This window comes from Selenomonas sp. CM52 (assembly GCF_000292955.1).
In the GTDB taxonomy this organism is placed as follows: Bacteria; Bacillota; Negativicutes; order Selenomonadales; family Selenomonadaceae; genus Selenomonas.
On the sequence record NZ_ALNM01000020.1, the window covers coordinates 128,191 to 143,117 of the forward strand.

General features: G+C 59.8%; 16 protein-coding genes and 1 riboswitch. Of the genes, 14 read left to right on the top strand and 2 right to left on the bottom strand.

Annotated elements, in window-relative coordinates; translation table 11 throughout:
- Nucleotides 1-68 precede the first annotated feature (68 nt).
- From HMPREF1153_RS05000 to HMPREF1153_RS13225, 6 genes are all read left to right on the top strand, one after another.
- Nucleotides 69-1,232, top strand: a complete 1,164-nt coding sequence (locus tag HMPREF1153_RS05000; RefSeq protein ID WP_009645884.1) for a YibE/F family protein — start codon at nucleotides 69-71, stop codon at nucleotides 1,230-1,232.
- Nucleotides 1,233-1,243: 11 nt separating this feature from the next.
- Nucleotides 1,244-1,675 (top strand): PaaI family thioesterase, encoded by a 432-nt coding sequence (locus HMPREF1153_RS05005; RefSeq protein WP_009645806.1) that lies wholly within the window; start codon nucleotides 1,244-1,246, stop codon nucleotides 1,673-1,675.
- A gap of 93 nt (nucleotides 1,676-1,768) precedes the next feature.
- Nucleotides 1,769-2,953 carry a hypothetical protein gene (locus HMPREF1153_RS05010; RefSeq protein ID WP_009645854.1) on the top strand — a complete coding sequence of 395 codons (1,185 nt, stop codon included), beginning with the start codon at nucleotides 1,769-1,771 and terminating at the stop codon, nucleotides 2,951-2,953.
- A 195-nt stretch (nucleotides 2,954-3,148) separates the two neighbouring features.
- A complete protein-coding gene (locus HMPREF1153_RS05015; protein ID WP_009645761.1) occupies nucleotides 3,149-4,609 on the top strand; it encodes a nicotinate phosphoribosyltransferase in 1,461 nt (486 codons plus the stop codon).
- Between the two features lie 45 nt (nucleotides 4,610-4,654).
- Complete coding sequence (locus HMPREF1153_RS05020) at nucleotides 4,655-4,939, top strand: hypothetical protein (protein WP_009645824.1); 285 nt, start codon at nucleotides 4,655-4,657, stop codon at nucleotides 4,937-4,939.
- A gap of 13 nt (nucleotides 4,940-4,952) precedes the next feature.
- The gene (locus HMPREF1153_RS13225; protein ID WP_369791797.1) at nucleotides 4,953-5,111 is read left to right on the top strand and encodes a hypothetical protein; all 159 of its coding nucleotides are present in this window, start codon (nucleotides 4,953-4,955) and stop codon (nucleotides 5,109-5,111) included.
- A gap of 395 nt (nucleotides 5,112-5,506) precedes the next feature.
- On the opposite strand, the gene HMPREF1153_RS05035 is transcribed toward HMPREF1153_RS13225, so the two are convergent.
- On the bottom strand, nucleotides 5,507-5,818 hold the full coding sequence (locus HMPREF1153_RS05035; RefSeq protein ID WP_009645771.1) for a type II toxin-antitoxin system RelE/ParE family toxin: 312 nt from the start codon (nucleotides 5,816-5,818) through the stop codon (nucleotides 5,507-5,509).
- Nucleotides 5,819-5,820: 2 nt separating this feature from the next.
- On the bottom strand, nucleotides 5,821-6,102 hold the full coding sequence (locus HMPREF1153_RS05040) for a type II toxin-antitoxin system Phd/YefM family antitoxin (RefSeq protein WP_009645837.1): 282 nt from the start codon (nucleotides 6,100-6,102) through the stop codon (nucleotides 5,821-5,823).
- A gap of 182 nt (nucleotides 6,103-6,284) precedes the next feature.
- A riboswitch (cobalamin riboswitch) is annotated at nucleotides 6,285-6,460 on the top strand.
- Between the two features lie 316 nt (nucleotides 6,461-6,776).
- Between HMPREF1153_RS05040 and HMPREF1153_RS05050 the strand changes: the two genes are divergently transcribed.
- The 8 genes from HMPREF1153_RS05050 (at nucleotide 6,777) to HMPREF1153_RS05080 (ending at nucleotide 14,724) form a co-directional block, all read left to right on the top strand.
- Nucleotides 6,777-8,186, top strand: a complete 1,410-nt coding sequence (locus tag HMPREF1153_RS05050) for a DASS family sodium-coupled anion symporter (protein ID WP_009645759.1) — start codon at nucleotides 6,777-6,779, stop codon at nucleotides 8,184-8,186.
- Between the two features lie 133 nt (nucleotides 8,187-8,319).
- Nucleotides 8,320-9,618: a PepSY-associated TM helix domain-containing protein gene (locus HMPREF1153_RS05055; protein ID WP_009645798.1), complete on the top strand. Its 1,299-nt coding sequence runs from the start codon at nucleotides 8,320-8,322 to the stop codon at nucleotides 9,616-9,618.
- A gap of 31 nt (nucleotides 9,619-9,649) precedes the next feature.
- Nucleotides 9,650-9,868 (top strand): hypothetical protein, encoded by a 219-nt coding sequence (locus HMPREF1153_RS13020; protein ID WP_009645781.1) that lies wholly within the window; start codon nucleotides 9,650-9,652, stop codon nucleotides 9,866-9,868.
- Complete coding sequence (locus tag HMPREF1153_RS05060) at nucleotides 9,843-10,583, top strand: ABC transporter permease (protein ID WP_009645862.1); 741 nt, start codon at nucleotides 9,843-9,845, stop codon at nucleotides 10,581-10,583. Before HMPREF1153_RS13020 ends, HMPREF1153_RS05060 begins: the two co-directional genes overlap by 26 nt.
- Nucleotide 10,584: 1 nt before the next feature.
- Nucleotides 10,585-11,430, top strand: coding sequence for an ABC transporter permease (locus HMPREF1153_RS05065; RefSeq protein WP_009645770.1), 846 nt, complete (start codon nucleotides 10,585-10,587; stop codon nucleotides 11,428-11,430).
- Complete coding sequence (locus HMPREF1153_RS05070; RefSeq protein WP_009645765.1) at nucleotides 11,427-12,242, top strand: ATP-binding cassette domain-containing protein; 816 nt, start codon at nucleotides 11,427-11,429, stop codon at nucleotides 12,240-12,242. Before HMPREF1153_RS05065 ends, HMPREF1153_RS05070 begins: the two co-directional genes overlap by 4 nt.
- A complete protein-coding gene (locus HMPREF1153_RS05075) occupies nucleotides 12,239-13,000 on the top strand; it encodes an ABC transporter ATP-binding protein (protein ID WP_009645865.1) in 762 nt (253 codons plus the stop codon). The genes HMPREF1153_RS05070 and HMPREF1153_RS05075 overlap by 4 nt, the downstream gene beginning before the upstream one ends.
- 212 nt (nucleotides 13,001-13,212) lie before the next feature.
- Nucleotides 13,213-14,724: an ABC transporter substrate-binding protein gene (locus HMPREF1153_RS05080; RefSeq protein WP_009645804.1), complete on the top strand. Its 1,512-nt coding sequence runs from the start codon at nucleotides 13,213-13,215 to the stop codon at nucleotides 14,722-14,724.
- Nucleotides 14,725-14,927: the final 203 nt, after the last annotated feature.

Genomic DNA, 14,927 nt, shown 5'->3' on the forward strand with positions numbered 1-14,927 from the left:
GCTTCGTTATATAATGTGAAAGAATACTTTCGTCTGCACTAGCAGCCGCTGACATCCAGGAGACCACTATGAAAATCCAGCCGCAGCCGCGCCGTTTGGGCGCATTCCTTTCCTTTTGCTTTCTCCTTGCCCTCGCCCTCTACGGGCTTTTTCACCTGCCGGGCGGCGAGGGTGATGAGCCGCCGACATGCAAGGCGCAGATTCTCGCCGTCGAGGAGAGCGCGAACGATATGGAGAAGTTCGCGCCGGGCAGCGAGAAATATTATGTGACGATCCGCCTCGAATCCGGCCCCAACGAGGGCGAGGAGGCGCGCATCGTCCACCGCACGCTCAACAATCCGGCCTTTGACATCCATCCGAAGGAGGGCGAGAACATCCTCGTGCGCGAGGAACACGGCTCCTACGCCATCGTCGACTATGACCGCCTGCCCGGCGTGCTGTGGCTGCTCTTCGGCTTCGCGCTCGTCCTCATCCTCTTCGGCGGCGTGACGGGGCTCAAGGCTCTTCTCGTGCTGCTCTTCGCCGTCTTCCTGATCGCCAAGGGGCTCATATCGCTGATCCTCTTCTCGCCGACGCACATCCTCTTGTGGACGTTCCTCATCGGCTCTCTCATCACGCTCAGCACCCAGCTCGTCGTCAACGGCTGCAACGTGAAGTCGGCGGGCGCGATCATCGGCACGATCGGCGGCATCTTCGTCGCAGGTCTGCTCGCGCTCCTCGCCATCCACTTCACCTACTTGACGGGCATCGCCGAAGAGCACGCGGGCATGCTCAAGGTATTGTATCTGAAGGATGTCGATTTTCGCGAACTGCTCTTTTCGGGCATCGTCCTCGGCGCACTCGGCGCGGTCATGGATGTCGCCGTCTCCATCGCGTCCGCGCAGTGCGAGATGAAAAACCTCGCGCCCAAGACATCGTTCACCGTGCTCGTCGCTTCGGGACTTGCCGTCGGTCGCGACGTCATGGGCACGATGGCGAACACGCTCGTGCTCGCCTACATCGGCGGCGCACTGCCTTTGATGCTGCTGCTCTTCTCGCAGCCAAACCTCTCCTTCGTGCACTTCGCAAACCTTGACATGATCGCAACCGAGATCGTGCGCTCGCTCATCGGCAGCATCGGACTGCTCTTCGCCATTCCCATCACGGCGTATGCGACGGCGTTCCTCGTGACGCGGCCTGCGCCGAAAGAGCGTCTGCACAGGAGAATGCCGCAGGAACATCCGCAAGAATAAGGAGGTATCCCATGGACTTCCCTTTGACCCAAAGACAGCAGGAAATCATTCGCTTCTACCATCTCAATCCGTTCATCGAATACCTGCATGCTGCCGTCGTGCCGAAGCCGGACGGCACTGTAGAGCTTCGTCTGACGATCGAGCCCGAGCATACGAACCTCTACAACATCGTGCACGGCGGCGTTTTGATGACGCTCGTCGACACGGCGATGGGCGCAGCCGCGCTCGCGCGAAACAAGAAGGTCGTGACGATGTCGCTCTCGATGGACTTCATGCACGCCGTGCCGCTCGCCAAGACGATCATCGCGACGGGCATCTGTCTGCACGACGGCAAGCACGCGATGACCTTGGAGAGCGAGATCAAGGATGAGGACGGCAAGATCTACGCCAAGGGACACGGCACGTTCTACGTGCTCGGCAAGTTCCTTGAAGACGAGGAGTAGCGCTGCGCTTTTAAGGAGTCACGTCCCTTTGCCGATAACAAGACAAGGGATTTTTGCCCAAGGAAGCAGACGCATACCCAAGGAGGGGACACGATGTTTGAATGGATTGGCAAGATCAGCGACTACACGGCGACGTGGAAGCTGAAGAAGGAAGCGAACTGGCGCATCAAGACCGGACAGTCAATCTCGCTCACGGACAGCAAGAAGGACTTCGCGGAGGAGGCGCGTCAAAGGAAGCCGCAGACCGTCGGCACGCTCGCCAAGGTCACGGATGCGACGCGGCTCGCCATCATCTCGCAGAAAGCGCGCGGCGGCAAGAAACTCACGCCCGAGGAGCTTCGCCTCCTGAAGGAAAATGACGAGGCGCTCTACCAGAAGGCGAAGAAAGCGGACGACGCACGCGAGGAACTGAAGGCTGCCTTGAAGCGTGCCAAGACGAAAGAAGCTGCACGCCGCATCCTCATGGACGCGCAGCTCAAGGTCGCGATCGAGGCGATGGAGGCTGCAAAGAGCGGCGCAGGAAGCCTGCCCGCCGCCTCTGCGAGCGGTGCGGGCGGTGCATCGTCGGCTGAAGCCGGCAGAGCCGCCGCCAACGACTCTGCCGCCGCGCCCGAAGGAGGAGCGTCGGGCTTTAGCGACGGAGCTGCCCCCGCCCTGGCCGGTGCAGGCGAGGCAGCGGCAGCAAAGGCCGCTCCTGCTGCACAGGCAGGGCAGGAGGTGCAAGGCGGCGCGGCGAGCACAAATGGCAGTGCGGCGAGTGCGAACGGCGGTGCGGCGAGCACAAATGGCAGTACAGAAGCCGCACAGAGCGGCGCGGCGGAAAAGGGCGCGGCGCACGACGGCAGGGCGTATGATGCCGGCGAGAAGAAGCCGTCGTTTCTCGAAGAGCGCGTCGCCCAGCTCAAGGCAAGCTACAACCGCGCGATGGATGAGCTGGAAAACGCGAAGAGCGCGAAATTCGACCTCGACGACACCTACATCATCGTCCTTCGCGCACTTGCCGACGAATGGCGCGAGTTCACTTCATCGAAGGCGTGGGAGAAGCTTCCCGAGAACGAGCGCGAGGCGAAGCTGCGCGGCAAGCACGGCGCAGCGGGCGACTACGGCAGACGGGGCAGCGCGGATGCGCTCCTTTCGCTGGCGGATTCCTACAAGACTTCGGGCAAGGAAGAGTTGCCGCAGTTCGTCGACCTCCTCGCGCATGTGGACGAAGAGACGGGCGGCGCAGGCTTTTCCGTCGGCGAAAGGAAGATTGGCGGCATAGATACGAGACGCTGAAGAGGCACGAATAAAATAAACGCCGCCAAAATGGCGGCGTTGAATGTATCCGTGCTCCTAAGGAAAGGCTGAATTTATCAGTGCTTTCTTAAGAGCCCAGGCAGGAATCGCTCTTTCTCAGCACTTCCTGCATTTTCCATTGACGGGGACGACCGATTGCCGCTTTTGCGGCGGCCGCCAGAAAGGACGATCTCAATGGCACAGTTTGAATCGCGCAACATCACGATGATGATGGATCTTTATGAGCTGACGATGGCCTACGGCTATTTCCGCGAGGGCGAGGAGGCCAGGAAGACACGCGCCTCCTTCGACGTCTTCTTCCGCCGCCACCCCGACGGCGGCGGCTTTTCCATCTTCGCGGGGCTTGAGCAGATCGTCGAGTACATCGAGGCGATGCACTTCTCGCCTGCTGACATCGACTACCTGCGCTCGCTCTCGCTCTTCGACGAAGACTTCCTCGACTACCTCGCGCGCTACCGCTTCACAGGTGACATCCGCGCATTTCGCGAGGGCACGATCATGTACCCCGAAGAGCCGATCCTCACCGTGACCGCGCCCATCATTGACGCACAGCTCGTCGAGACGGCGCTCCTCGCCGAGATCAACCACCAGTCGCTCATCGCGACGAAGACGCGCCGCATCGTGCGGGCGGCGGGCGGCCGCGTCGTCTCCGACTTCGGTGCACGCCGCGCACACAACGTCGACGCCGCTGTCTACGGCGCACGCGCCGCCTACATCGGCGGCGCGGCCTCGACGGCGACGGTGCTCGCGGGCCAGCTCTTCGGCATCCCCGTCAGCGGCACGATGGCGCACAGCTGGGTCATGTACTATGACGACGAATACACGGCATTCAAGAAGTATGCCGAGACGTACCCCGACAACGCCGTCTTCCTCGTCGATACCTACGACGTCATACATTCGGGCATTCCGAACGCCATTCGCGCCGCCAAGGACGTGCTCGATCCGCTGGGCAAAAGACTGAAGGGCGTGCGCATCGACTCGGGCGACCTCGCCTACCTCTCCAAGCGCGTGCGCACCATGCTCGACGCGGCGGGGCTTTCCGACTGCAAGATCATCGCCTCGAACAGCCTCGACGAGTATACGATCTCCTCGATTCTCAACGCGCAGGGCGGCAAGATCGATGCCTTCGGCGTGGGCGAACGCCTGATCACGTCGAAGAGCGAGCCGGTCTTCGGCGCGGTCTACAAGCTCGCCGCCGTGGAAAAGGACGGCGAGATTCTCGCGAAGATCAAAGTCTCCGAAACGGTCGAGAAGATCACGAACCCCGGCAGGAAAAAGGTCTACCGTATCTACGACGCAGAAGGCCACGCCATCGCCGACCTCCTGACGCTCGCCGACGAAACGCCCGACATGACGAAGCCCTATCGCTACATCGACCCCAAGAAGCCGTGGAAGCACCGCTTCTTCACGAACTGCACGGCGCGCGAGCTGCAGGAAGATGTCATCAAGAACGGCAAATTCGTGTCGAAGCAGCCGTCGCTCGAAGAAATCCGCGCCTACGTCAAGGCGCAGCTCGACCGCGAGATCTGGCAGGAGGAGCAGCGCTTCGAGAACCCGCACACGCACTACCTCGACATGAGCCCCGCCTACTACGAGATGAAGCTCGCACTTTTGAACGAGATGCAGCAGTATTGAAGGGGCGGCGCGTGCCATCCAGCCAAAATACGAGGAGGAAATCGCATGTTAGAACTAGCTGGGTATTATGACGGTGCAAACGTGCAGCTCTTGGAAGGAGCAAGTCTGAAAAAATATCAGATTCTAAAAATCATCGTCACGGATGACTTTGTAGATGAGACCAAAACCTATTCATTGCCGAATAACGACCAGCTCCGTATCAATGACGATGATAAGGCGCAACAGGCTTATGACCGGCTTCTGTCTCATGCCAAACCGGGTATCAGCAGCGGAGACTATAAAAAAGACTTGATGGAAATGCTGGAGAAAAAATATGCGGATGTTGATTGATACCAATGTCATCATGGACGTCTTAGTCGGGCGGGAGCCTTTTCTGCATGACTCTCGCCAAGTGTTAAAGATGTGCAAAAACAAGCAGATTCACGGATATCTGGCGGCACATACCATAACGAATCTGTTTTATTATGAAAGTCCAAGAGGCCAAGCCAGAGGCGCAGGCTGATTGGGTAACTTTCATTAAGGGCGGCGCACAATGTCCACAAAGTGGACGTTTGTGCGTGTAGTTTTTATATTGCAGAAGTATTATCCCTCAGACGAATGCCATGATATTCTATTAGATCTTTTCGATATTTTTTCCGTTATATCAGTGGATGACAGAAAACTGAGGCTCGCGCTTGCAAATAAGCGATTCAAGGATTTCGAGGATTGTCTGCAGATGGAATGCGGACGCGCCGTGGATGTGAGATACATTGTCACCAGAGATGCGAGCGACTTTACAGACAGCGATATCCCATGCTTGACGCCGAGCAAGGTATGCGCAATGTATTCGGACACGATCTAGGAAACGTTGAAGAGCTATCTTCCCTCGGGCTACGAAAACGGCTGACCGGCGACGCGTCAGATCAAGTTCAAGTAATCCCTTCGTCCATCTACGATGGCATAAACAATGACCATCTTGCGCTCCTTGTCGACTTTGTAAAACACGAGATGCTTCTCGGCAATCAGCACGCGATACCCTCTCGCTCGAAGAGCGCCATAGCGGGGGAAAGAGCCGCTTTCCGGGAAGTCCGCCAGACGGTCGATCTTCTGCTTTAAGCGATCAAGAAACTCCAAGGCAGCCTCAGCGTTTCCCGCAACCTCCGCACGATAGAGGACGATGTCCCGCAGCTGTTCGTCTGCCTTTGCCGTGCGCACAATCCGATATGCCATCGCTATTCCCTCGAAAGGAGTTCCGCGCGGAGCGAATCAAAGCTCTCCTGCATGGGGGCGACGCGTCCGTTTCGGACATCTTCTTCCGCTTCCCCGAGGATTTCAAGAAGCTCGATCTGCGCTTTCATCTGCTGATACTGTTCATATCCGAGAGACACCGTGTCTCCGCGCCCGTTCACCGTGATGATCACGGCCTTGCGATCCTCCCGGCACTGCCGCGAAATCTCGCTGTATCTGCCGCGCAGGTCTGCCGAAGGGCGAATCGTTTCCGCTAATGACGACATAAAAATCCCTCCCATTGATATAGTCATATTATATCTGAATTTGACTATTGTCAAGAAGACAGCTTCAGAGTGAAAAGATGGAATCCGATGCTGGTTGTGATACGCCTGCCGACATCTCTTGACAATAACCGAAAGCAATGATATTCTTCCTTTTGGAAGCCATCATTACGATAAACAACAAACAGCATATTGACGGATCAGGTGTCGCAAGACTCAATAGAGAAGCCGGAAGAGCCGGCGCGGTCCCGCCACTGTAACAGCGAGCGAATCTGCAGGAAAAGTCACTGGGGAGACCCGGGAAGGCGCAGAGGAGCGATGAACTGGAGCCAGGAGAACTGCCTGATCGACGATCACCGTCTGACCTGCGAGCGATGGGGAGGGGATCTGCGCCTTCCGATTGGTTCACGTCTTTTGGATGTTGTTCCAGCGATGGTTTCGTGCGCACATGCAGCACGGCATGCGGCAAGGCAAGGATATTTTGCAGCCCATTTCCCACTTGCAGGAAAGGGGCTGCTTTTATTTTGCGAATGTGAAAGGACGCAACGCGCACCTCTCCGCGCAAACGTCCAGCTGTATGCCTTGTACGTCCATCGCTTCCAAAGGTGCCGCAGAAAAATGCTTTCAGCAAATGGGGACTGCGGCTGAGAACTCATATTTTCAGATGGGGTGAAAACATGAACGCTAACAGAAGAAACGCTCTCCTCACGATCGGCGTCGGAATCGTCCTGTGGTTCCTGCCGATTCCTGACGGCGTCACACCGCTCGCCTGGCATTTGCTCGCGGTCTTTGTCGCGACGGTGCTCGGCTTTATCCTGCATCCGCTGCCCATCGGCGCGGTGGCCTTCATCGCGATTTCCTTTTCCGTCTGGGCGGGGCTTTTGAAGACCTCGGACGCCCTGGCGGGCTACGGCAACAGCACGATCTGGCTGATCGTCTGCGCCTTCCTCTATTCGCGCGGCTTCATCAAGAGCGGACTCGGCAAGCGCATCGCCTTTCGCATCATCGAGGCGATCGGCAAGAGTGCGCTGTCGCTCGGTTACGCCATCGCTCTGAGCGAACTTGTGATTTCGCCCGCGACACCTTCGGCCACGGCACGCGGCGGCGGCATCCTCTATCCGATCGTGCGCTCCCTGGCAGAAGCTCTTGGCTCGAAGCCCGGCGAGAGTGCGCGGCGCATCGGCACTTATCTCATGCAGGTCGGCTACCATACGGATGCCGTGACCTGCACGATGTTCGTGACCTCGATGGCGGGCAACCCGCTCTGCGTGGCGCTCGCCGAAAAGACGCTGGGCGTTCATGTCACATGGATGGGCTGGGCGAGCGCTGCCATCGTGCCGGGACTCATCGCGCTCCTGCTCGTTCCCTATGTCATGATGAAGCTCTCTCCGCCCGAACTCGTGCGCATTCCCGACGCGAAGGGACTGGCGCAGCGCGAATTGTCCGAAATGGGTCCGATGAGCCTTGCCGAGAAAGGGCTGTCCGTCATCTTCGTCGCCTCCCTCGCGCTTTGGGCAAGCTCAGGACTCACGGGCATCGACGCAACGCCCGTCGCCATGGGTGCGGTCTGCCTCATGATCATGCTCGACATCATCAACTGGCAGGATGTCATCAAGGAAAAAGGCGCGTGGGACGCGATGTTTTGGATGGGCTCCTTGATGACGCTCGCCTCGGCTCTCGCAAAATCCGGCATTATCACTTGGATTGCCAACGGCGCCGGCGCGGCGATTTCCTCGCTCGGTTTTGACTGGGTCATCTCCTGCCTCATCATCCTGCTTTTCTACACTTACATTCACTATGCGTTTGCCAGCGTCACGGCGCGCATCAGTGCACTCTATGCGGCGTTCATCGCCGTCAGCGTCACCGTCGGTGCACCGCCTCTTTTGGTCGCTATCGTCTTCGGCATTTTCGCCGACGTGCCGATTTCCCTCACGCACTACGGCAACGGCTGCGCCCCCATCTACTTTGGCGGCGACTACGTCTCGCAGGGCGAATGGTGGAAGAACGGCTTCATCATGACGACCATAACGACACTGATTTACCTGACGATCGGCGCGGCCTGGTGGAAAGTCTTGGGGCTTTGGTGAACTGCGGCAAACGGATTCTTAGCCGGGAGGGAAGCCCGTGAAAGGCAGGGCTTCCCTTCTATGGTATTTCAGCCCGATCCCGCATGAGACCGCCCGACGCAAAACCACTTCTGAAAAGAAAGGAGTCTTTTTCATGTTACTTCTCTATCGTCTGCACCGCTGGATCAGTGCGATCTGTGCAGTGTTTTTCCTCCTGCTTTGCCTCACGGGGCTGCCTCTTCTCTTCAAGGAGGAGATCACGCAGTGGAACCGCGTCGAGCCTCTGCCCCATGCGGGAGACTCCTCCTACCATGTGCTCTGGCAGGGAACTTCTGCCGGACTCGACAAGGTCCTGGAAGAGAACCCCGACAAGAAGGTGCAGGCCATTTCCGCCATGCCCGAGCATGGGCTTCTGCTCTACCGCATCGCTGACAAGGGCAGTCACGGGCGCACGGGGCGCATGAGCATGGGTGGCACGCAGATCGCCTATTCGCCCATGACGGAACAGGCCGTTCCGTGGCGCAGCGGCGCAGTGAAGTCGCCTGCCGTCGCGAGCCTCATGCACACGCTGCACATCCTGCACCTGCGGCTCGCCATGGGGCAGGGCGGTATGATCTTCCTCGGCATTATGTGTTTCCTCAGCTTCCTCTCCATTCTCGGCGGCCTGCTGCTCTATCCGACCTTCATGCGCCGCCGCCTTTTCGGCGGCACGCGCGGCGGCGTCTCGGCGGGCAGCTCCTTCGACTGGCACAACTTCCTCGGCGTCGTCACGGCGGTCTGGGCGGGGCTTCTGACCTTGAGCGGCGTTGCCATCGTCATCTTCTCCGTGGGCTACGGCGCTTACCTCGCGGATGTCGACGCCCACGCGCCGCAGGGGGATGCTGCGAGCGTCCGCTACGAGGATATGCTCGCCTATGCGAAAGAAGCCTTCCCCGAGCAGGATGTCCTGAGCATGGAGGCCGCGACGGGCAAGCTCCCTGCGACGCTCTACCTGACGGATGCGGCGCACCCCGCGATGTTCATGGGGCAGAAGGTGCTCTTTTCCCGTACGGCAGACGGCGAGCTCCTGCACTTCACTGAGCCGCTGCCGCGCTACTTGGCCGTCTGCGCCTCGCTGCTCGACCTCCACATCCATAACCATTCGACGATTCTCTTGAAGCTCTTTTGGGCGCTGCTCGACATCTTGACGATCACCGTCGTCGTCACGGGCTTCCTCGGCTGGTGGCGTCGCTGCCACAAGCAGAAGGAGCGCCGCCCTGTCTTTGCCGACGGAGGAGGCCGCTCCCTCATGGCGTCCGTCTGGAAACTGCCGGCGCTCCTCGCGGGGCTTTCCCTCATCGGCATGACGGCACCACTCTCGGACACCTTCCTCGGCAACACGAGCGGCGCCCTTGCCTGGCTTCTTGTCCTCGCCGTAAGCCTTGCTGCATGGATTTTCGCCAAGCGTCCGTAAGGCAGCGCAATCGAACAGAAAGGAAAGATCTATGGCACAAATCCTCCTGCGTCGTCTCTTGATGATGCTCGTCATCCTCTTTTTGCTCTCGGTCATCACCTTCATCCTCATGCACACGTCGGACTCCGATCCCGTGAAGCTCTACATGATTCGCTCGGGAATCATCCCGACGCCCGAGTTGATCGCGGAGGTGCGCGCGCTACGGACTCGACGAGCCGATCTGGGTGCAGTATTTCGTATGGCTGCGTGACCTCCTCTCGGGCGATCTCGGCTACTCGCTGCTCTTCTCCATGCCCGTGGCGACGCTCTTAAAGGACGCGATACCAAACACGATTCTTCTGGCGGTTTCGGCGATGGGGCTTTCGATCCTCATCTCCGTGCCGCTCGCAGTTCTCGCATTTCGCTTCTATGCGCGGCCGCTCGATCTCGTCATTCGCTTCGGCTCGTTCTTTGGTATCACGATACCAACGATATGGCTGTCTTTGATCTTCATCTACATCTTCTCGGTCAAGCTGTCTTTGATACCAATCCATACGACGGGACTCACGGGGCTGATTCTGCCGTCTCTCGTGCTCTCCTTCTACTACATGGGGCTGTATGTGCGCCGTCTGCGCGGTGCGCTCCTCGAAGAGCATCAAAAGGACTATGTGACGGGCGCGCGCGCCCTCGGGCTTTCGGATTCGCGCATCCTCTGGCGCTACATCATGCCGAACGCGCTGCCGAACATCATCACGATGTTCGGCCTGTCCTTTGGCAGCCTCTTGGGCGGCACGGTCGTCATCGAGGCGATCTTCGGCTGGCGCGGCATGGGCTTTTTGATGGTCGAGGCCATAAAGAACAACGATTTCACGCTCATGCAGGCCTACGTCCTCTGGGGTGCGGGCATCTTCATCCTCGTCAACCTCGCGGCGGACATCCTCTGCCTGTGGCTGAATCCTAAGGTGCGTGAACAGGAGGTGGGCTGACATGGGGCTCTTCTTCTCGCGCATGAGGCGCGACCCACTCTTCTGCGTGCTCGCAGCGCTCCTTCTCCTGTGGATCGCCGCGATGTTCGCCGTGCCGCCTTTCCTCCCCTACGACGCCTATACGAACGACATGGGCGCACGCCTCCTGCCGCCGTCGGCAGAGCACATCCTCGGTACGGATCAGCTCGGGCGCGACCTTCTCTCGCGCGTCCTCGTCGGCGGCCAGGCGAGCCTTTCGGCGTCCCTTGTGAGCGGCATCCTCTCTGCCGTCTTCGGCATCGGCGTCGGCGCGGCGATGGCTCTGACGCGCGGCCGCATGCAGTTCATCTCGACGGGAATCGTCGACTTCTTCCTCGCCTTTCCGAGCCGCGTCTTCCTCGTCGCGCTCCTCGGCTTCCTAGGGCCGAACGTCGGCAACGTCATCCTCGCCGTCTTCATCACGACGTGGGCGGAGTATGCGCGCATCGTGCGCACGATCGTTCGCACGGAGCGCGAGAAGCCTTACGTGCGCTACGCTGACGCGTCTGGCATCCCGTTTTCGCGGCGGCTCTTTCGCTATGTGCTGCCGAACGTCGTGCCGCAGATGTTCGTCTTCTTCTTCCAGCACTTGAGCGACATCGTGCTCATCGTCGCGGGACTGTCGCTCATCGGCATCGGCATCCAGCCGCCGACACCCGAATGGGGCATGCTCCTCATGGGATCGAAGGACTACATGCAGACGGCGCCGTGGCTCTTGATGTTCCCCGGACTTGCCATCTTCATCACGGTCATCCTCTTCAGCCTCATGGGCGACGAACTGCGCGACATCTTCGAGCCGCGCTGGGAAAGGAGGGGGGAGAAATCATGAGCGAAAAGAACACAGCCGCGCACAGCGCGAAATCCTCGCCGCATCTGCCCTTCCTCGCCGTCGATCACCTTTCCATTGATGTGGCGAAAAAGCGCGTCCTCGACGACGTGTCGCTCGCATTGGAGGCAGGCGAGGCGCTTTCCATCATCGGCGCAAGCGGCTCGGGCAAATCGACGCTCCTGCGCGCCATCCTCGGGCTTCTGCCGCACGAGGGCAAAGCGATCGCGGGCGACATCCTCTACCACGGCGCACCGCTTTTGAAGAATGCCGCACTGCAAAAGGAACTGGCAGGGCGCGACTTCGCCATGGTCTTCCAGAATCCCGGCAACTACCTGAACCAGAACCTGCGCGTGCGCCGCCAGTACGAGGACTTTCTGCGTACACACGGCGTTCTCAAGAAGGAGTGGCCGGCCCTGATGGAAGACCGCCTCAGAGCCGTCGGCTTCACCGACCCGAAGCGCGTGCTCAGCGCCTACCCGTTCCAGCTGTCGGGCGGCGAGCGCCAGCGCACGGCGACGGCGATCACGCTCTCGCTCTCGCCGAAGCTCCTCCTGCTCGACGAGCCGACGAGTGCGCTCGACCCCATCGCTTCGCTCGAATTCCTCGACCGCATGAAGCTCCACCAGTCGCGCGGCGCGGCTCTCATCTTCGTCACGCACAACATCCGCGCGGGCGCCTACCTCAGCGACCGCCTGCTGATCTTGAAGGACGGGCGCGTCGTAGAAACCGGCCCGACGCAGGAAGTCATGGAAGCGCCACAGGAAGCCTACACGAAGGAACTCTTGGCGGCGATCTTGGAGGTGAAGTCATGACGGCAGAAAAGAGGACAGGCGAAATGCCTGACGTGCACGAAGACATGCGCGCGCTCCTTGAGGTCACGGACGTAAAGAAGTCCTTCGATACGCCGCGCGGCAGGCAAGAAGTCTTGCGCGGCGTATCGCTTCGCCTCGCGCCTGGCGAAGTCTGCGGCATCGTCGGCGCAAGCGGCTCGGGCAAGTCGACGCTCTTTCGCATCATCGCGGGCTCAGAGCTGCCCGACGAAGGCACGGTGCAGAAAAGGGGCATCGTGCGCATGGTCTTCCAAGATCCGCGCGAGGCCTTTTCGCCGCGCATGCAGATGCGCGACTTCTTCCGCACGGCACTCGAAAAGGCAGGCGAGACGAAAGCTGCGCTCGAAAGCCGCATCCTCGCCATGCTCGCCGAGGTGCATCTCGCGCCCGCCGTCCTCGCCGCCCTGCCGCACCAGCTTTCGGGCGGCGAGCTGCAGCGCGTCATCATCGCGCGAACGCTGCTCCAAGAGCCGGACATCGTGCTCTTCGACGAGCCGACGAGCGCACTCGACGTCATCACGCAGAAAGAAATCCTCGACCTCATCGCCGCGCTCCGCCGACGTTTCCGCTTCGCAGGACTCTTCGTCGGCCATGAACTCGGCGCCGTGCAGCATGTGGCGGAGCGCATCTATGTGCTCGCGGACGGCCGCTTCGTCGAGACGCTCGCGGCAAAAGACCTCGCCCATGCCAAGCACGAAGCAACGCTCGCGCTGCTGCACGCGAGCGAGCTTCTCGGCTGAGGACACGCGATCTTACCGGAGTCTGCCAAGCGGCGTCACCCCGCTTGTATCATAGATTGCAGGGATGCAGAATGACAAAACTGTGCGGCCAAGAGTAAGGGGCTGTACGCAATTCCTTGTCTTTTAGCCGTTCCTGCAAGGAGATGGACGCGGAAGCGTCCGAGATTCATTTGAGGAAAATGCTGCTGTATTTTCCACGGGGAGGTTTATTCATGAAACGTATCTTTACCGCAATCTTCCTCATCTGCTCCCTCCTGGCCTTCACAGGCTGCGGCGGGGGCGGCATGAAGAGCAAGGCAGGGCATCTCAATCTCGCCCTTTGGTGGTTCGGCGAGACGCTCGACCCCGCGCACGCCTGGGACGGCTGGACGCTGACGCGCATCGGCGCGGGCGAAACGCTCGTCGCCGTCAACGAGCACATGGAGTTCGTGCCGCAGCTCGCCGACAAGTGGGAGCACGTCAATCCGACGACGTGGCGCTTCCACATCCGCCCGAACGTAAAGTTCCAGGACGGCACGCCGATGACGCCCGAGCTGGTCAAGGCGTCGCTCGAGCGCACGATGCAGGAAAACGACCGTGCGAAAAAGGCTCTGCATGCGAAAGAAATCCGCGTAGACGGGGAAAACATCGTCATCGAGACGGAAGCGCCCAACGCCTCCTTGATCTCGGCGCTTTCCGACCCGCTCTTCATCATCGTCAACACGCAGGCGGACATGTCGAAGGTCGCCTCCACGCCCGTTCTCACCGGACCTTATACCATCACGGAATGGAAGAAAGGCTCCGAGATTCAGATGAAGCGCAACGAGCACTATTGGGACGGCAAGCCCGGGCTTGACACGGTCACGGTCAAGCTCTTCGAGGACGACACCTCGCGCGCCATGGCGCTGCAGTCGGGCGAGATCGACCTCATGCAGCGCATGACGGAGGCAAACCGCAGCCTCTTCGCAGACAAGCCCGATTATACCATCTACGAGACGACAGGCGTGCGCGTCTTCATGGTCACGCCATACCAAGGCGATGGCATTTTCACGGACAAGAACCTCAGAAAAGCGCTCGCCTACATGCTCGACAACGACGCCCTCGCCAAGTCCTACGGCAATTCCGTAGCAGCGGGCGAGCCGTTCCCGCCGAGCGTCCCCTACGGGCACACGGGACAGAAGGTCACGTACGATCCGGCGAAATCCGAGGCGCTCTTTGCGGCGGCAGGCTGGAAGAAGAACGCGCAGGGCATGTACGAAAAGGACGGCAAGCCCCTGACGCTCCGCTTCGCAACCTGGGGCACGAAGACAACGCTCTATGAAGCCATCGAATCGCAGCTTCGTGCCGGCGGCATCGATGTGAAGATGGTTCATGTGCAGGAGCCGGACAAGGTGGATGAAGTCGGCGGCTTCGACCTGCTCGAAGAAGATTGGTCCGTCGCGACGACGAACGATCCGTACCCGTGGCTGCGCGGCATGCTCTACTCGAAGAGCGGCAAAAACACGAACCACAGCCGCTACGCCAGCCCCGCCTTCGACGCCATCATAGACGAGATGGCCACGGCGCTCGACCCCGCACAGAAAGATGCGCTCGTCATGAAGGCGGCACAGCAGATCATGGAAGATCAGCCCTCAATCTTCCTCATCGTGCCGACGACGACCGTCGTGGGCAAGTCGAACGTCAAGAACGTCAAGATCTTCCCGCTCGACTACTACCTGCTGACGAAGGATATCACGGCAGAATAAACGTCCGTCCCATCGGCGCAAGCTACGCGCCGATGAAGAACACGAACATCGACATGGCCTACTTCCACGGCAAGTCGCTCGGAAGCGACCGCAGCGCGAAAACTTTCTACACACGCGTGCAGATGTTCTGGTAAGGTCTGGGAAATCGCATAAATAAAAATAGGACGCCGCAGGAGGGAAATTTTCCTGCGACGTCCTGTTTT

Excerpts from the sequence above, each read along its gene's own strand:
- HMPREF1153_RS05000 (WP_009645884.1), top strand. The coding sequence starts at position 69 with ATGAAAATCCAGCCGCAGCCGCGCCGTTTGGGCGCATTCCTTTCCTTT.
- HMPREF1153_RS05005 (WP_009645806.1), top strand. The coding sequence starts at position 1,244 with ATGGACTTCCCTTTGACCCAAAGACAGCAGGAAATCATTCGCTTCTAC.
- HMPREF1153_RS05010 (WP_009645854.1), top strand. The coding sequence starts at position 1,769 with ATGTTTGAATGGATTGGCAAGATCAGCGACTACACGGCGACGTGGAAG.
- HMPREF1153_RS05015 (WP_009645761.1), top strand. The coding sequence starts at position 3,149 with ATGGCACAGTTTGAATCGCGCAACATCACGATGATGATGGATCTTTAT.
- HMPREF1153_RS05020 (WP_009645824.1), top strand. The coding sequence starts at position 4,655 with ATGTTAGAACTAGCTGGGTATTATGACGGTGCAAACGTGCAGCTCTTG.
- HMPREF1153_RS13225 (WP_369791797.1), top strand. The coding sequence starts at position 4,953 with ATGGACGTCTTAGTCGGGCGGGAGCCTTTTCTGCATGACTCTCGCCAA.
- HMPREF1153_RS05035 (WP_009645771.1), bottom strand. The coding sequence starts at position 5,818 with ATGGCATATCGGATTGTGCGCACGGCAAAGGCAGACGAACAGCTGCGG.
- HMPREF1153_RS05040 (WP_009645837.1), bottom strand. The coding sequence starts at position 6,102 with ATGTCGTCATTAGCGGAAACGATTCGCCCTTCGGCAGACCTGCGCGGC.
- HMPREF1153_RS05050 (WP_009645759.1), top strand. The coding sequence starts at position 6,777 with ATGAACGCTAACAGAAGAAACGCTCTCCTCACGATCGGCGTCGGAATC.
- HMPREF1153_RS05055 (WP_009645798.1), top strand. The coding sequence starts at position 8,320 with ATGTTACTTCTCTATCGTCTGCACCGCTGGATCAGTGCGATCTGTGCA.
- HMPREF1153_RS13020 (WP_009645781.1), top strand. The coding sequence starts at position 9,650 with ATGGCACAAATCCTCCTGCGTCGTCTCTTGATGATGCTCGTCATCCTC.
- HMPREF1153_RS05065 (WP_009645770.1), top strand. The coding sequence starts at position 10,585 with ATGGGGCTCTTCTTCTCGCGCATGAGGCGCGACCCACTCTTCTGCGTG.
- HMPREF1153_RS05070 (WP_009645765.1), top strand. The coding sequence starts at position 11,427 with ATGAGCGAAAAGAACACAGCCGCGCACAGCGCGAAATCCTCGCCGCAT.
- HMPREF1153_RS05075 (WP_009645865.1), top strand. The coding sequence starts at position 12,239 with ATGACGGCAGAAAAGAGGACAGGCGAAATGCCTGACGTGCACGAAGAC.
- HMPREF1153_RS05080 (WP_009645804.1), top strand. The coding sequence starts at position 13,213 with ATGAAACGTATCTTTACCGCAATCTTCCTCATCTGCTCCCTCCTGGCC.